This window comes from Leclercia sp. LTM14, assembly GCF_023736175.1.
Classification (GTDB): domain Bacteria; phylum Pseudomonadota; class Gammaproteobacteria; order Enterobacterales; family Enterobacteriaceae; genus Enterobacter; species Enterobacter barmai.
Window position 1 is genome coordinate 212,910 of sequence record NZ_JAIKTT010000004.1, and the last position, 13,521, is coordinate 226,430.

The following is a 13,521-nucleotide window of genomic DNA, read 5'->3' on the forward strand; positions in this document are numbered from 1 at the left end:
ACACTATGGAAAATAAAAACAAAACCGCCAGACATCTGCCTGTGCTGTGCCTGTTCAGCGGGCTGGCGCTCGGGGGAATTCAGGGTGCCCAGGCGGCGGATGCCGCGCAGTCGGCCAATAACCCGGCGCTGAAAGCCCTGTTCGACCAGGCGAACTACTGGCACGAAAAGTCTCACGATAACCTGGCGATGGAATCGCTGAAAAAAGTGCTGATGGTGGATCCCAACAACACCCAGGCGCTGTACCTGATGGCCTTATGGTCACAGCAGGCCGGTGACGTGAAGGGGGCGGCCCAATGGCGCGAGCGCTTAACGGCGGTCTCGCCGCAGGATGCAAATCTGCAGGCGCTGGATAACGCGAAGCAGATGCAGCAGGTGCCGCGCGGGCAGCTGGAGCTGGCCCGTCAGCAGGCGCGCAGCGGCAACATTCCTGCCGCCCTTGCCACCTGGCAGAGCCTGTTTACCGGCAACCAGCCGCCGCCGAGCCTGGCCCCGGAATACTATCTGACCATGGCCGGGGACAAATCCCTCTATCCGCAGGCGGTGAGCGAGCTGCGTCAGCTGCGCGTGCAGTATCCGCAGGATAACAACGTCAAAATTGCGCTGGGCAAAGTGCTGACCTATCAGGAGAACACCCGCCGTGAAGGGATGAACATCCTGCAGGATCTGGCGAGCGGCAGCCAGGATGCGGATAAATCCCTGCGTCAGGCCCTGCTGTGGCTGGGGCCGCAGGCGGGCGACGAAGCGTACTACCAGACCTATCTGCAACGCCATCCCACCGATACCGCGGTGCAGGACTATTTCCGTAAAAGCATCGGCGGAGCGGCAAAAGGCGAAGGCTATGTGGCGCTGAACAGCGGCAACACCGACACCGCCCGCAGCCAGTTTGAGCAGGTGCTGAAAGCGAACCCGGAAGATGCCGACGCGCTGGCCGGGATGGGCTACGTTGCCCTGCGCAAGGGCGACTACGCCGCAGGGGCGCAGTACCTGAACCGTGCGGCAAGCCTCGGCGGCGCGGCCTCTGAGGAACGCAAGCAGCAGGCGCAGGATGCCGAGTTCTACGGCCAGCTGGCACAGGCCCAGGCGGCCTACAAGCAGGGCAACGTCAGCCAGGCGCTGGCCCTGAGCGCGCCGCTGGCCCAGCGCAGCGGCGAGCAGGGGGCGGCGGCGAAGCTGTTCCGCGCCGATGTCCAGCGGCATAACAAAGATTACACCTCGGCGGAACAGACCCTGCGCGGCCTGCTGAACGAGCAGCCAAACAACGGCTCTGCCCGGGAAAACCTCTACTACGTCCTGCGCGAGCAGAACAAAACCGCCGAAGCCCAGGCGATGTTGCAGACCCTGCCGGCCAGCCTGCAGGCGAGGCTCCAGCCGCGCGTCTCCGGCGGCAATCCGACCGATCCGCTGCGTCGTCAGGCTCAGCAGGCGGCGGCCAGCGGCGATCAGATGCGCGCCATCGCCCTGTTGCAGCAGGGAACGGCCCGCTATCCGTCCGATCCCTGGCTGCGCCTGGATTTAGCCCGTCTCCTGCAGAAGCAGGGGCGCAGCGCGGAGGCGGCCAACGCCATGGCTCCGGCGTTCCGTCCGAACGCCAGCAACAGCGAACTCTATGCCGCCGCGCTGTTCGCCAGCGAAAATAACGCCTGGCAGCAGTCGCAGACGCTGCTGTCGCGCATTCCGGCCTCCAGCCAGAACAGCGATATGCGCGAGCTGTCCCAGCGGGTGAACTACAACCTGCAGATGAACGTCGCCGAGCGCTATCTGGCGTCGGGGGATCGTACTGCGGCGGCCAACACCCTGAAAGCGCTGGCGGCGCGTCCACCGCAGAGCCCGGCGGATGCCGGCAAGCTGGCGCGGATGCTGGCCCAGAGCGGGGACGTCACCACCGCGGTGAGCGTGGTCCACGACAACATGCGCCGTGGCGTGCAGGGTAACGCCGGGGATTATGCCGATCAGGTGGCGGTGCTCAACCAGGCGGGACTCGGCGGCGAAGCCCAGGCCTGGCTTGCCAACCCGGAGCTGCAGTCGCGCAGTACCCCAACCCAGCTGGCGAGCATTCGTAACGGCTACGTGATCAACGAGGCCGATCGTCTGCGCACCCAGGGCAACTACGCCGCGGCCTACGACAAGCTGATCCGCGCCATGCAGAACGATCCGCAGAACACCGATCTGATGTTTGCCATGGCGCGCGTCTATCAGTCCGGGAAGATGAACAAAGAGGCGGGGGTGGTCTACGACTACCTGATGACCCGCGACACGCCGCAGCAGGATGCGCGCGCCGGGGCAATCGACGTGGCCCTTGCCAGCAAAAACGTCGATAAGGCGAAGCAGCTCAGCACCGGGCTGACCAACGACGGCACGCCGGAACGCCTGCTGCTGCTGGCCCGGGTCTCCGAGGCCGAAGGCAACCATCAGCAGGCGATGAGCTATCTGCGCACCGCGCGCGGCAAGCTGCTCGGCCTGCAGGATAACAGCGGTGAAACCGCCCCGATGCTGGGCGGTCTGGCCTTAGCCGACAACCCGTTTGTCGGCACCTCCAGTACCGGCGCGGTGGCGGATTCCCCGTCGCTCTACGGCCAGGCGATGCCGTGGCAGGTGGCCCAGCTGGCGCGTAATCCACAGACCGCGCCGCCGGGCACCGTGCGCACCGACCTGCCGGTAGAAACCGCTCAGGCCGGGACGCTGCGCCAGGTGGATAACATGATGGAGATGCTGGTGGATAAAACCGCCACCTGGGCCCGTGGTTCAACCGCCCTGCGCGCGCGTGACGGTGAAGAGGGGCTCAGCAAGCTGACCGAAATCAAGGCGCCGCTGCAGTGGTCCACCGTGCCGTTCGGCGATTCCCGCCTGGACGTGAACGTCACGCCGATCAGCCTCGATGCGGGCACCTCGTCCGACGAATCCAGCCGCCGGTTTGGTACCGGGGCGCTGATCCAGGGTGGGGTTGCCGAGGAGCTGTACAACGCCTCCACCACCACGCCGCCTGAGCTGCCGAACATCGACAAGATCAAGGTGCCGTCCCAGGGCTCGCAAAGCGCCCAGGGTGTGGAAGTGGCGATGGCCCTCACCGGGGATCAGTACAAAATTGATGTCGGCTCCACGCCGCTGGGCCAGGATCTGAATACCGTTGTCGGTGGGATCCAGTGGTCGCCGCAGCTGACGGACTACCTCAAGCTGGTGCTCACCGGCGAGCGTCGCGCGGTGGTGGACAGCCTGCTGTCGTATGTTGGTGTGGAAGATAAATACAGCGGCAAGAAGTGGGGTCAGGTCACCAAAAACGGCGGCAGCGCGCAGCTGAGCTATGACAATACCGATGCGGGCTTCTACGCCGGAGTTGGCGTGTATGACTACGTCGGGGAGAACGTGCCGAGCAACACCAGCGTCAACGGCTCAGCGGGGGTCTATTTCCGCCCTTACTACGCCGCCGATCGCGAGCTGAAAGCCGGCATCAACATGAACTACATGAACTTCGACAAAAACCTGAGCTACTTCAGCTACGGGCAGGGGGGCTACTTCAGCCCGCAGGACTACATCAGCGTCTCCTTCCCGGTGGATTACACCCAGAAATACGACAACTGGAAGCTGGGGTTAGGGGCGTCGATTGGTTATCAGTCCTACTCTCAGGACGAGAGCCCGTACTTCCCGACGGATTCCGCGATGCAGCGCCAGCTGGAAGATTACGTCTCACGCGGTTTTGCCAAAGAGGCGTTTTACAGCGGCAAGAGCGAGAACGGTCTGGGCTACAACCTGCGCGCGTCGACGGACTACAAGCTGAACAAAGATATGACCATCGGCGGGCAGATCGGGTATGACACCTTCGGTGATTACAACGAAAGTAGCGCCAATATCTACTTCCGCTACCTTCTGGGGAACAAGTGATGAATGATCAACAGCTTTTGCAGTATTACCAGCATCAACAGTCGCAGTCGGGCTGGTTTGCGCTGATCCACGTGATGATTGAGAGTATGGTGGCCAACGTCGGCGAGGCGCAGAGCCGCTCGTTCCTCGTGCAGATGGGCGACTCGCTGGGCGAGCGCTTCCCGCTGGGGCTGGCGCACACGGTGGGCGAGCTCGAAGGGCAGATCAATGCCCGGCTCGCGGCCTTTAACTGGGGCTATATTGATATCGACGCCAGCGACACGGCGCTGCGCATCTGCCACACTGCGCTCCCGGTGCCGCCGGAAGAGGCAAAACAGATGGCCTGGAACCACGCCTTCAGCGCGGTGCTGGAAGGGCTCTACGCCCGCTGGCTGCGCGAGCAGGGCGGAAAATCACACGTATCGCTGTGGCGGGAGGCATCCCCCTCGGCTACGGTTATCCATTTCAGATACCAAAATAATCAATAAGGATTGGCCATGTGGCAGCGAGCTAAAATCGTGGTTCTGGCGCTGGGGCTGATAGTCAGCCAGCAGGTCTTTGCCACAAGCGCATGGGACAGTTACAAGGCGCGGTTTTTGATGCCGGACGGTCGCATCATTGATACCGGCAACAACAGCGTGAGCCACACCGAGGGGCAGGGCTTCGCCATGATGATGGCGGTGCGCAACAACGATCGCGCCGGTTTTGACAAAATCTGGACCTGGACCAAAAAGAACCTGCAAAACCCGCAGACGGGGCTGTTCTACTGGCGCTTTAACCCGGTGGCCGCCGATCCGGTTATGGATAAAAACAACGCCACCGACGGCGATACTTTTATCGCCTGGGCGCTGTTAAAGGCGGGCACCCAGTGGAACGACAGCAGCTATCTGAACGCGTCGGACGCTATTACCAAAGAGCTGGTGGCCCGCAACGTCATCAGCTTTGCCGGCTATCGCGTGATGTTGCCTGGAGCGAAAGGCTTTAACCTCAACAGCCATGTGAATCTGAACCCGTCGTACTTTATCTTCCCGGCGTGGGAAGATTTCGCGAAGCGCAGCCATCTGACGGTGTGGCGTGACCTGATTAACGACGGGCAGAAGCTACTGGTGAAAATGCGCTTCGGCAACACCCAGCTCCCGGCGGACTGGGTTTCACTCTCCGCCGACGGTCGCGTCACCCCGGCCAAAGAGTGGCCTGCGCGCTTCAGCTACGACGCGATCCGCGTGCCGCTGTACGTGAAGTGGTATCAGCCAACCAGCCCGCTGATGGCACCGTATACCGCGTACTGGGGACGTTTCTCCCGGACCCAGACCCCGGCGTGGGTGAATGTCACCACAGGCGATCCGGCACCCTATATGATGGCGGGCGGGTTACTGGCGGTGCGTGATCTGGCGATGGGCCAACTCCCGGCGGGCGAGCCGCAGATCACGGCGCAGGAGGATTATTATTCTGCGAGTCTGAAGATGCTGGTGTCGCTGGCACGATAATTTTCCCCTCTTATCGTGGGATTCTGGAAAGCGCCTCGCAAGAATGACTTGCGGTGGCGCTTTTTTCTTTCTGTGGGGCAAAACAAGGCATAGAGTCTCCTCGTTGCGGTAGAAGCTGCAACCGGGCGTAGGAACCCGCTTTAGTATAAGGTGACCCGGATTTACGATCCGGTGTGCTGCCAGCGCGTATGCCGATATGATTACGGTGGCGCGGGCGGAGCAGTCGAAAGGCTGGCCGATCCCCTTGTACGTCGGCATTCCTACCTCCGTCAGCGTCACCCCCTGAGCGTAGGAACTCTGGTAGTGATCTCATTTTTCGTACAAGGAGGATGCCTTATGGCTACGATCCCAACCCTGTCTTACCCTGAATCTGACGAAAGCATTATCCACCATCTGCTCACCGCACCGCTGCCCGTCTCTGCTGACCTGTTTGAGGTCACGGATCGTTGCGCGGCCCTGGTGACCGTCCTGCTGGAAACAAAAGAGACTGCCCCGCGTCTGGCGTTATGCGGACAGCTGTCGCACGTGCTCACCCGGCTGGCGCACCTGTGCGATGAAGACTTGCCCTCGCACCTTATCGCCGAGCTCACCATTGATGACGTGCTGAATTTCGCCATGCCGCACTGCTGGCAGGAAACCTACCGGATGGTGGAGTATCTCCAGTCGCTGAACCTGGCGTTACTGGGCAATACGCTGCCGGATAAGGTGGCGCAGGACCTGACCGGGCTGCTGCACGACATGGTGTATATCTTGCGGGACTATGTAAGGGAGCCGTACCGGACGCACTGAGCGTAGGGAAGGAGGCTGGCGGCGACGCCAGCCGGGATTAAGTCACTCTGTACCGCTGGCATACAGTTCGATAACCGGGAATACAGCGTTACCCTTTGATAAATACATTACCGAGTTGGTGAAGTTGTAGACTTTACCTTTCACGCGAACCGTCAGCAGCCGCCCAATTTTTGTCACGGTGGCTGTACCCGTATCCGCCGTTAAAAAGGGTTTCATTTCCTTCACGGCTTTAAGGGGATCTTCAGAATATTCGCCCGATAAATAGTAACGGAAGACATCAGAAACGGTCGCATTACCACCCTGGTATTGTGTGATATAAAGCCAGGTATTTTCATTCAGCTGCTTTGATGCGTACAAGCGATCGTCATAAGCATTACTCTGGCTGTAATGGTAGAACGCAAAACAGACCACCAGCAGGAGCAGTACGAGAGTTAATGTACGGTGCCCGTATTTAATAACCGTGCTGTATCGCATAATCAATACCTTGCTTTATCCATTTCTGATCTTCTGGATCGTCTCCGTAGGGAGGTATTTCCCACCAGTGCCCCCACTCTTCTACATTGGATGTGCCTGCTCTGGACTGCGCAAATCCCGCACCCTTTAATAAAATTGCAGGGGGTATGCCGCTTACATAGCCTGTAGCACCATAATTAAAATTGCCGAAATCTGCCCATAACCTGTTTTTCTGTTTGTAATCCCACGGACCGCCATTTCTGACTTTATTATAAAACCAGTAATAAGTGGTTGGCGTCGCCATGCCTCTGCACATTCCCAGTGCTTTGGCTTCCATTATATTTTTGCGCAACAGGGAAAAACCACCGGGAGGCATGATTGGAATAATAGCCATTGCATATCCTTATGCCGTTTTACGTTCATTCCATGAATCTGAAAAAATAAGATTACCATCACAGTGCTTCCACGTGATTTTTTCGTAACGAAATTCGACTTGCTCGATATGGTTTTGGTGGAGAGTGGCAGGATCTTTACAGTCATGCATTATGGGAGCAACGGAGACAACTTTGACATTCTCAAGTAACATATTGAAGTACTCAACCTCCTGCCCGCCATCATTGATTTTGTACCATTTTAATTCTGCGGATTTTAATGTTTGTCCGGTGGCGACCGCTTTATACAGGTACGTTGATGAGCTATCAAACTCTTTTTCGATGATAAAAGAACCGTGGATACGATTGCCTGTAATCCTTCCCGTATTGTTATCGGTTGGGGTATATAATCGGTGACTAAAACCAATAACCTCCACACTGCCTTCACGATCCCGTACGTCAGACGATCCTTTGATTAACGCACCGCCATCATCCTTTAAAAATAAGTACGCGGGTATAGCCATTCCGGTTAACTCCATTCAGGTAAGAAATTATCCAGACAATACGATGACACGATTTTACAGAATGTAATTTTTTATATCTCAGCAGTTACCTTAATAGATCCCTGTAATAATTAAATCTAAGAAATTTAATTTTTATATGTTTTATTTTTTCTGGCGTTACCGGGCAATACGCTGCCGGATAAGGTGGCGCAGGACCTGACCGGGCTACTGCACGACATGGTGTATATCTTGCGGGACTATGTAAGGGAGCCGTACCGGACGCACTGAGCGTAGGGAAGGAGGCTGGCGGTAATGCCGACGTCCCTATGACGTCGGCACACAATGGCTTAACCGCGCGTGACCTGCTGTAAAATCGTCAGCGCCTGGTTGAACTGCGCCTCCGGGATGGTCAGCGGATAGAGGAAGCGGATCACGTTGCCATACTGACCGCAGGTCAGCAGCAGCAGACCCTGCTCCAGCGCTTTCTTCTGGATGGCTTGCGCCAGTGCGGCAGAGGGCTGGCCGCTGTCGGGATCGTTAAACTCCGCGGCGATCATCGAGCCCACTCCGCGTACCGCCACAAGTCCAGGGCACCAGGCTTTGCTCTCCTCGAGCATAGCGGCGAGGCGTTCACCCAGCTGCTGGGCACGGGCGCACAACCCCTCACTGTCGATGATCTTCAGCACCGCGTGCGCGGCGGCTACGGCCAGCGGATTACCGGCGTAGGTTCCCCCCAGTCCGCCCGGGGCTGGCGCATCCATGATCTGCGCGTTACCCACCACGCCGGAGAGCGGCATCCCGCCCGCCAGACTTTTCGCCATGGTCATCAGGTCGGGTTTGTCAGCGTAATGATCCATCGCGAACAGCTTGCCGGTGCGGGCGAAGCCGCTTTGCACCTCATCGGCAATCATTACGATACCGTGCTCATCGCAGATGCGGCGGATGGCCGCCACCAGCTCAGGTGGCGCGACGTTGAACCCGCCTTCGCCCTGCACCGGTTCGAAAATAATGGCTGCTACCTGCGTCGCCTCGATATCCGCTTTAAACAGACGTTCGATGGCCGCGACGGCATCCTGCGTGGTGATGCCATGCAGCGCTGACGGGTAAGGCACGTGATAGACCGAGCCCGGGAAAGGACCAAATCCGATTTTGTACGGAGCGACTTTGCCGGTCAGGGCCATGGTCATGTAGGTACGGCCATGGAACCCGCCGCTGAAGGCGATAACCCCAGGACGACCGGTGTGGGCGCGGGCGATTTTGACTGCATTTTCAACCGCTTCGGCGCCGGTCGTAAAGAACGCCGTTTTGGTTGGGCCGCGTACCGGGGCCAGTTCGTTCAGCTTCTCCGCCAGCGTCACGTAGCTCTCGTAAGGGACGATCTGGTAGGCCGTGTGGGTGAAGTGGTGCAGTTGTTCTTCAACCGCCGCCACCATTTCCGGGTGGCGATGGCCGGTGTTCAGCACCGCGATCCCGGCGGCGAAGTCGATATAGTCATTCCCCTCCACGTCGGTCAGCGTGGCGTTTTCCGCTGAACGGGCGAAGAAGTTACACATCACGCCCACGCCACGTGGGGTGGCGGAAAGACGACGCTGATGGAATTCATTGTTACTCATGATCTGTCCCCTTGCTGAAAATGGTTTACTGGAATGGTGTGATTACATACCGAGACGATCGCGCAGGCTGTAGTAAGCCGCCCCCATCGCGGTGAAGGGAATACGCAGGCTCCGGCCACCCGGGAAGGGGTAGTGCGGCAGATTCGCGAAGGCGTCAAAGCGCTGCGCATCCCCGCTCAGCAGCTCGGCAATCAGCCGCCCCGCCAGATGGGTACAGGTCACGCCGTGACCGCTGTAGCCCTGCATGTAATAGATGTTGTTATCGAGGCGGCCAAACTGCGGCATCCGCGACAGCGTCAGCAGGAAGTTGCCGGTCCAGCGATAGTCAATTTTCACCCCCTGCAGCTGCGGGAAGGTTTTCAGCAGCTTGGGCATCACCAGCCGCTCCACGTCGGCAGGATCGCGGGCGCCATACACCACTCCGCCACCGTAGAGCAGGCGGTTGTCGGCGGTCAGTCGGTAGTAATCCAGCAGATAGTTACAGTCTTCGACGCAGTAGTTTTTCGGGATCAGCGAGCGGGCAAGATCCTCAGAGAGCGGCGCGGTAGTGACCACCTGGGTCCCGCAGGGCATGCTGCGCTTCGCCAGCTCAGGCTCCAGCTTATCGCCCAGATAGGCATTGCCGGCGACGATCACATAGCGCGCCGTCACCTGGCCCTGGGCGGTACTGACCACCGCCGGGCTGGTGTGCTGAATGCGGGTCACCGGGGATTGTTCAAACACCCTTCCGCCGTTCAGACGGATAGCGTCGGCTTCACCGAGGGCCAGGTTCAGGGGATGAATATGGCCGCCGCTGTGATCCAGCAGGGCACCCGCGTAGCGATCGCTGTCCACTTCGCGACGGATTGCGCGGGCATCCAGCAGCTCCAGCTGGTTGTTGCCGTAGCGCTCCCAGTTCTCCTTTTGCTCTTCCAGCGTATCCAGCTGCTTGTTGTTGAGCGCCACGAACAGGCCGCCGGGGCGGTAGTCGCACTGGATCTGGTAGCGTTTAATGCGTTCGCGAATGATATTCCCGCCTTCGAACATCATGTCGCCGAGCATTCTGGCGGTGTCCGGGCCGTAGGTTCGCTCTATCACGTCGATGTCGCGGCTGTAGGAGTTAACCAGCTGGCCGCCGTTGCGCCCGCTGGCACCATAGCCGATCCGCGCCGCCTCCAGCACGACAACGTCAAAGCCCATTTCCGCCAGATGCAGGGCGGAAGAGAGGCCGGTGTAGCCGCCGCCAACGACGCAGACGTCGCAGGTGATGGATTCGCTCAGCGTCGGATAGGGCTCATGCGGGTTGGCGCTGTCTGCGTAATAACTGGTGGTATGTTCGGTCATGATCAAAGCTCCAGAGCAATCCAGATGGTTTTCAGTTCGGTGAATTTTTCCAGCGCGTGCAGCGACTTATCCCGCCCGTTGCCGCTCTGTTTGTAGCCACCAAAAGGCACGGTCATGTCGCCGTCGTTGTAGTTATTCACGAAGACGGACCCGGCCTTCAGGCGGCGGCTGAGGCGGTGGGCGCGGGAGAGATCCCGGGTCCAGACCGCGGCACCCAGGCCGTACTGGCTGTCGTTGGCAAGTGCCAGGGCTTGGTCTTCATCTTTAAAGCGTGTGACCACCAGCACCGGGCCAAAGATCTCCTCTTTATGCAGAGGGGAATTCGCAGGGAGATCGACAAATACGGTCGGGCCGACGGCGGCAGACAAGGACGTGTTGCGCCCGTCCAGCAGCAGCGTGCCGTGCTCGCTGCCCGCCCGGATGTAGCCGTGGACCGTATCTGCATGGCTGGCGTCGATCAGCGTTCCGAGCGTGGTGTTGGGATCGAGCGGGTCGCCTGGCTGCCAGTTGAGGGCCTGCTGTTTGAGCTTTTCCAGGAATGCGTCGGCGATGCTCTCCTCCAGCAGCAGGCGCGTTCCGGCAATGCAGACCTGCCCCTGGTTGTAGAAAATGCCTGCCGCCGTGGCGCTCACCGCCTGGTCCAGATCCGGGCAGTCGGCAAAGACGATGTTGGCGCTTTTGCCACCCGCCTCCAGCCAGACGCGCTTCATGTTGCTCTCGCCCGCATCTTTTAACAGCTGCTTGCCGGTGCGCGTGGAGCCGGTAAAGGTCATCACGTCCACTTCCGGGTGCTGCGACAGCGCCTGGCCCGCCTCATGACCAAAGCCGCTGATAACGTTGAATACCCCGTCGGGCAAGCCGGCCTCTTTTGCCAGTGCGGCGAGGCGCAGGGCGGTGAGGGGGGATTTTTCGGAAGGCTTCAGGATGATGCTGTTACCCGCCGCCAGCGCCGGGCCGAGCTTCCAGCAGGCCAGCAGCAGAGGGAAGTTCCACGGCACCACGGCGGCCACCACGCCGATGGGCTCCCGGACGATCATCGCCAGTTCACCGGCACCGGTAGGGGCCACTTCGCCGTAGACTTTATCCAGCGCTTCGGCGTACCAGCGGATGGCCCGCGCCGCGCCGGGAACGTCGTCGCGCAGGCTGTGGCGGATGGGCTTGCCGGTATCGAGGGTCTCCAGCAGGGCTAACTCTTCCCGGTGTTGCTCCATCAGCCCGGCGAAGGCGTAGAGCACCGCTTTGCGTTTTGCCGGCGAGGCCTGGGACCATGCGCCGTCATCAAAGGCCTGGCGGGCAGCCTGCACCGCCCGATCGACATCGGCCTTTTTACCCCGGGCGACCTGCGCCAGGGGGTGCGCCGCCGCCGGGTTGAGGGTCTCAAAGGTGCTATTATCGGCGGCGTCGCAGTAGTCGCCGTTAATAAAAAGCCGGGTCTCTATTTCCAGACTTTTGGCTTTATTCTGCCAGTAACTCAGGTGCTGAAAATCCATATAAACTCCTTCGTAGCGTAACCAGATAAAGTAAATTCGGCCTGTTCAGGCAATACACAGCCGTGGGGCGTCCCAGGATGAATAACCTGTCTGTGCCGGATTAAGCGCTAAGTTATTTGCGCGTATTATTCGGGGCCGCCGGGAAATACATTTCCCGCCGCGAGAACGTGTTTATTTGCGTTTTCTTCACGCCGCCGGAAATAATAAACCCGGCGGCGTTGGCCTGAAGAAAGCCTGAGAATATCTCAGGCCAGAAATCAGAATGTGGTAGGGGTGTGGGCACTGATAATTCGGCAAATCCCTGCCGAGGTGTTGCTGAAGCTGTGCGGTATGCCGGTGTTAATGGCATAGCTTTGTCCGGCAACCAGGTGATAAGTCTGACCGTTAAACGTCAGCATGATTTCACCCTCCAGTACGGTGCCTATCTCTTCACCCTGATGCTTGATCCTCTCTCCGGTTGTGGTTCCTGGCTGGTACGTTTCAAAAATCATTGCCAGCGTACGGTTCGGATCCCCGTTATGAACCAGCTTCATCGAAACACCCTGACTGCCCATTTCGATAAGATCGTCCTGATCGATCACCACCTGCGGTGCATCAGGTTTTTCTGGCTCAGAAAAGAATTCCGAGAGCGACAGCCCATAAACCTTCAGCAGCTTTTGCAGCGTACTGATGGCAGGACTGACTTTGTCCTGCTCTATGGTGCTGATGGCACTATGTGTTAAACCAGACAGTTCGGCGGCACGACGCTGTGAAAGACCCAGTTGCTGGCGGATCTCTGACAGACGTTTTCCTGGCGCCAGGCCGTCATCGCTCATATTTGCATTTCCTTAACGGTAGTGGTCAGAGCCGCTGCTTTTCGGCGGCGTAGCGCTGACAGGCGGTGATAAATCCTTCGAACAGCAGGCGAGACAGGGCATATTCGCTGCTGTTCCATTCGGGATGCCATTGCACACCCAGGGCGAACGGATGCTGATGTACGCTAATCGCCTCTACCAGCCCGTCCGGAGAACTGGCCTCTACGCGCAGGCGATCGCTCAGGGTTTTGGCTCCTTGTCCATGAAGAGAGTTTACCCAAAACGTGTTGCAGCCCGGTATCAGCTGAGAAATCAATCCCCCCTCATTGACCTGAACTTCATGAGACGGGGCGTACTGCAATTCCACCGGCAGCTCAGGATCCTCGCGGTGTTCAAGCAGGTCGGCCTGCTCGAAGAGACGACGATACAGAGTCCCACCCGTGGCGACAACCAATTCCTGCAACCCACGGCAGATGGCGAAAATGGGGATGCGCCTTTCCAGCGCCGCGCCAATCAGCGCCATGCTCAGAAGATCTCGCCCGGGATCGGCGTAAGGCTCATCGCCGTTTTCACCATAAAGGTGCGGCTGTACGTTGCTTGGACTGCCCGGCAGATAGATGCCGTCCAGAGTAGGGAGCAGAGCTTCAAGCAGCTCGGGTTCCGCCAGGGCATGCGGCAGGGCGATGGGCAGTCCGCCTGCATGAATAATGGCATTCAGATACTTTTCTTGCAGGGTCTGGGTCTCGTGACCCTTCAGCCTGTTTCGACACATCACCACGCCGATGACGGGTTTGTACATTATATTTTCCATGATCGCCTTCACAAAGTGGACTAAATTATG

At 59.0% G+C, this 13,521-nt stretch carries 12 protein-coding genes; 4 read left to right on the top strand and 8 right to left on the bottom strand.

Annotation, left to right across the window (positions count from 1 at the left end):
• Nucleotides 1–5 precede the first annotated feature (5 nt).
• The 4 genes from K5I40_RS11775 (at nt 6) to K5I40_RS11790 (ending at nt 6,133) form a co-directional block, all read left to right on the top strand.
• The gene (locus K5I40_RS11775; protein WP_039031731.1) at nt 6–3,878 is read left to right on the top strand and encodes a cellulose biosynthesis protein BcsC; all 3,873 of its coding nucleotides are present in this window, start codon (nt 6–8) and stop codon (nt 3,876–3,878) included.
• Nucleotides 3,878–4,345 carry a cellulose biosynthesis protein BcsD gene (gene bcsD, locus K5I40_RS11780; protein WP_039031732.1) on the top strand — a complete coding sequence of 156 codons (468 nt, stop codon included), beginning with the start codon at nt 3,878–3,880 and terminating at the stop codon, nt 4,343–4,345. The genes K5I40_RS11775 and bcsD overlap by 1 nt, the downstream gene beginning before the upstream one ends.
• Before the next feature lie 9 nt (nt 4,346–4,354).
• Nucleotides 4,355–5,344 carry a glycosyl hydrolase family 8 gene (locus tag K5I40_RS11785; RefSeq protein WP_223074588.1) on the top strand — a complete coding sequence of 330 codons (990 nt, stop codon included), beginning with the start codon at nt 4,355–4,357 and terminating at the stop codon, nt 5,342–5,344.
• A 336-nt stretch (nt 5,345–5,680) separates the two neighbouring features.
• On the top strand, nt 5,681–6,133 hold the full coding sequence (locus K5I40_RS11790) for a hypothetical protein (RefSeq protein ID WP_223074589.1): 453 nt from the start codon (nt 5,681–5,683) through the stop codon (nt 6,131–6,133).
• A gap of 42 nt (nt 6,134–6,175) precedes the next feature.
• Here the strand turns inward: K5I40_RS11790 and K5I40_RS11795 are convergent, their stop codons facing one another.
• From K5I40_RS11795 to puuD, 8 genes are all read right to left on the bottom strand, one after another.
• On the bottom strand, nt 6,176–6,607 hold the full coding sequence (locus tag K5I40_RS11795) for a hypothetical protein (protein WP_138370256.1): 432 nt from the start codon (nt 6,605–6,607) through the stop codon (nt 6,176–6,178).
• The gene (locus tag K5I40_RS11800; protein ID WP_139563654.1) at nt 6,585–6,980 is read right to left on the bottom strand and encodes a polymorphic toxin type 44 domain-containing protein; all 396 of its coding nucleotides are present in this window, start codon (nt 6,978–6,980) and stop codon (nt 6,585–6,587) included. The genes K5I40_RS11795 and K5I40_RS11800 overlap by 23 nt, the downstream gene beginning before the upstream one ends.
• A 9-nt stretch (nt 6,981–6,989) precedes the next feature.
• Entirely contained in the window at nt 6,990–7,481 is a 492-nt protein-coding gene (locus K5I40_RS11805) for an Hcp family type VI secretion system effector (protein WP_138370254.1), read from the bottom strand.
• Between the two features lie 326 nt (nt 7,482–7,807).
• On the bottom strand, nt 7,808–9,073 hold the full coding sequence (puuE, locus tag K5I40_RS11810; RefSeq protein ID WP_223074590.1) for a 4-aminobutyrate transaminase: 1,266 nt from the start codon (nt 9,071–9,073) through the stop codon (nt 7,808–7,810).
• Nucleotides 9,074–9,115: 42 nt separating this feature from the next.
• On the bottom strand, nt 9,116–10,396 hold the full coding sequence (locus K5I40_RS11815) for an FAD-binding oxidoreductase (RefSeq protein WP_039031736.1): 1,281 nt from the start codon (nt 10,394–10,396) through the stop codon (nt 9,116–9,118).
• Nucleotides 10,397–10,398: 2 nt separating this feature from the next.
• Nucleotides 10,399–11,886 (bottom strand): aldehyde dehydrogenase PuuC, encoded by a 1,488-nt coding sequence (gene puuC, locus K5I40_RS11820; protein ID WP_223074591.1) that lies wholly within the window; start codon nt 11,884–11,886, stop codon nt 10,399–10,401.
• Nucleotides 11,887–12,143: 257 nt separating this feature from the next.
• Nucleotides 12,144–12,701: an HTH-type transcriptional regulator PuuR gene (puuR, locus tag K5I40_RS11825; RefSeq protein ID WP_039031738.1), complete on the bottom strand. Its 558-nt coding sequence runs from the start codon at nt 12,699–12,701 to the stop codon at nt 12,144–12,146.
• Nucleotides 12,702–12,726: 25 nt separating this feature from the next.
• Nucleotides 12,727–13,479 (bottom strand): gamma-glutamyl-gamma-aminobutyrate hydrolase, encoded by a 753-nt coding sequence (puuD, locus tag K5I40_RS11830; protein WP_197057144.1) that lies wholly within the window; start codon nt 13,477–13,479, stop codon nt 12,727–12,729.
• Nucleotides 13,480–13,521: the final 42 nt, after the last annotated feature.

Bases quoted from the DNA above. Each gene is read 5' to 3' on its own strand.
- K5I40_RS11775 (WP_039031731.1), top strand. From the start codon at position 6: ATGGAAAATAAAAACAAAACCGCCAGACATCTGCCTGTGCTGTGCCTG.
- bcsD (WP_039031732.1), top strand. From the start codon at position 3,878: ATGAATGATCAACAGCTTTTGCAGTATTACCAGCATCAACAGTCGCAG.
- K5I40_RS11785 (WP_223074588.1), top strand. From the start codon at position 4,355: ATGTGGCAGCGAGCTAAAATCGTGGTTCTGGCGCTGGGGCTGATAGTC.
- K5I40_RS11790 (WP_223074589.1), top strand. From the start codon at position 5,681: ATGGCTACGATCCCAACCCTGTCTTACCCTGAATCTGACGAAAGCATT.
- K5I40_RS11795 (WP_138370256.1), bottom strand. From the start codon at position 6,607: ATGCGATACAGCACGGTTATTAAATACGGGCACCGTACATTAACTCTC.
- K5I40_RS11800 (WP_139563654.1), bottom strand. From the start codon at position 6,980: ATGGCTATTATTCCAATCATGCCTCCCGGTGGTTTTTCCCTGTTGCGC.
- K5I40_RS11805 (WP_138370254.1), bottom strand. From the start codon at position 7,481: ATGGCTATACCCGCGTACTTATTTTTAAAGGATGATGGCGGTGCGTTA.
- puuE (WP_223074590.1), bottom strand. From the start codon at position 9,073: ATGAGTAACAATGAATTCCATCAGCGTCGTCTTTCCGCCACCCCACGT.
- K5I40_RS11815 (WP_039031736.1), bottom strand. From the start codon at position 10,396: ATGACCGAACATACCACCAGTTATTACGCAGACAGCGCCAACCCGCAT.
- puuC (WP_223074591.1), bottom strand. From the start codon at position 11,886: ATGGATTTTCAGCACCTGAGTTACTGGCAGAATAAAGCCAAAAGTCTG.
- puuR (WP_039031738.1), bottom strand. From the start codon at position 12,701: ATGAGCGATGACGGCCTGGCGCCAGGAAAACGTCTGTCAGAGATCCGC.
- puuD (WP_197057144.1), bottom strand. From the start codon at position 13,479: ATGTACAAACCCGTCATCGGCGTGGTGATGTGTCGAAACAGGCTGAAG.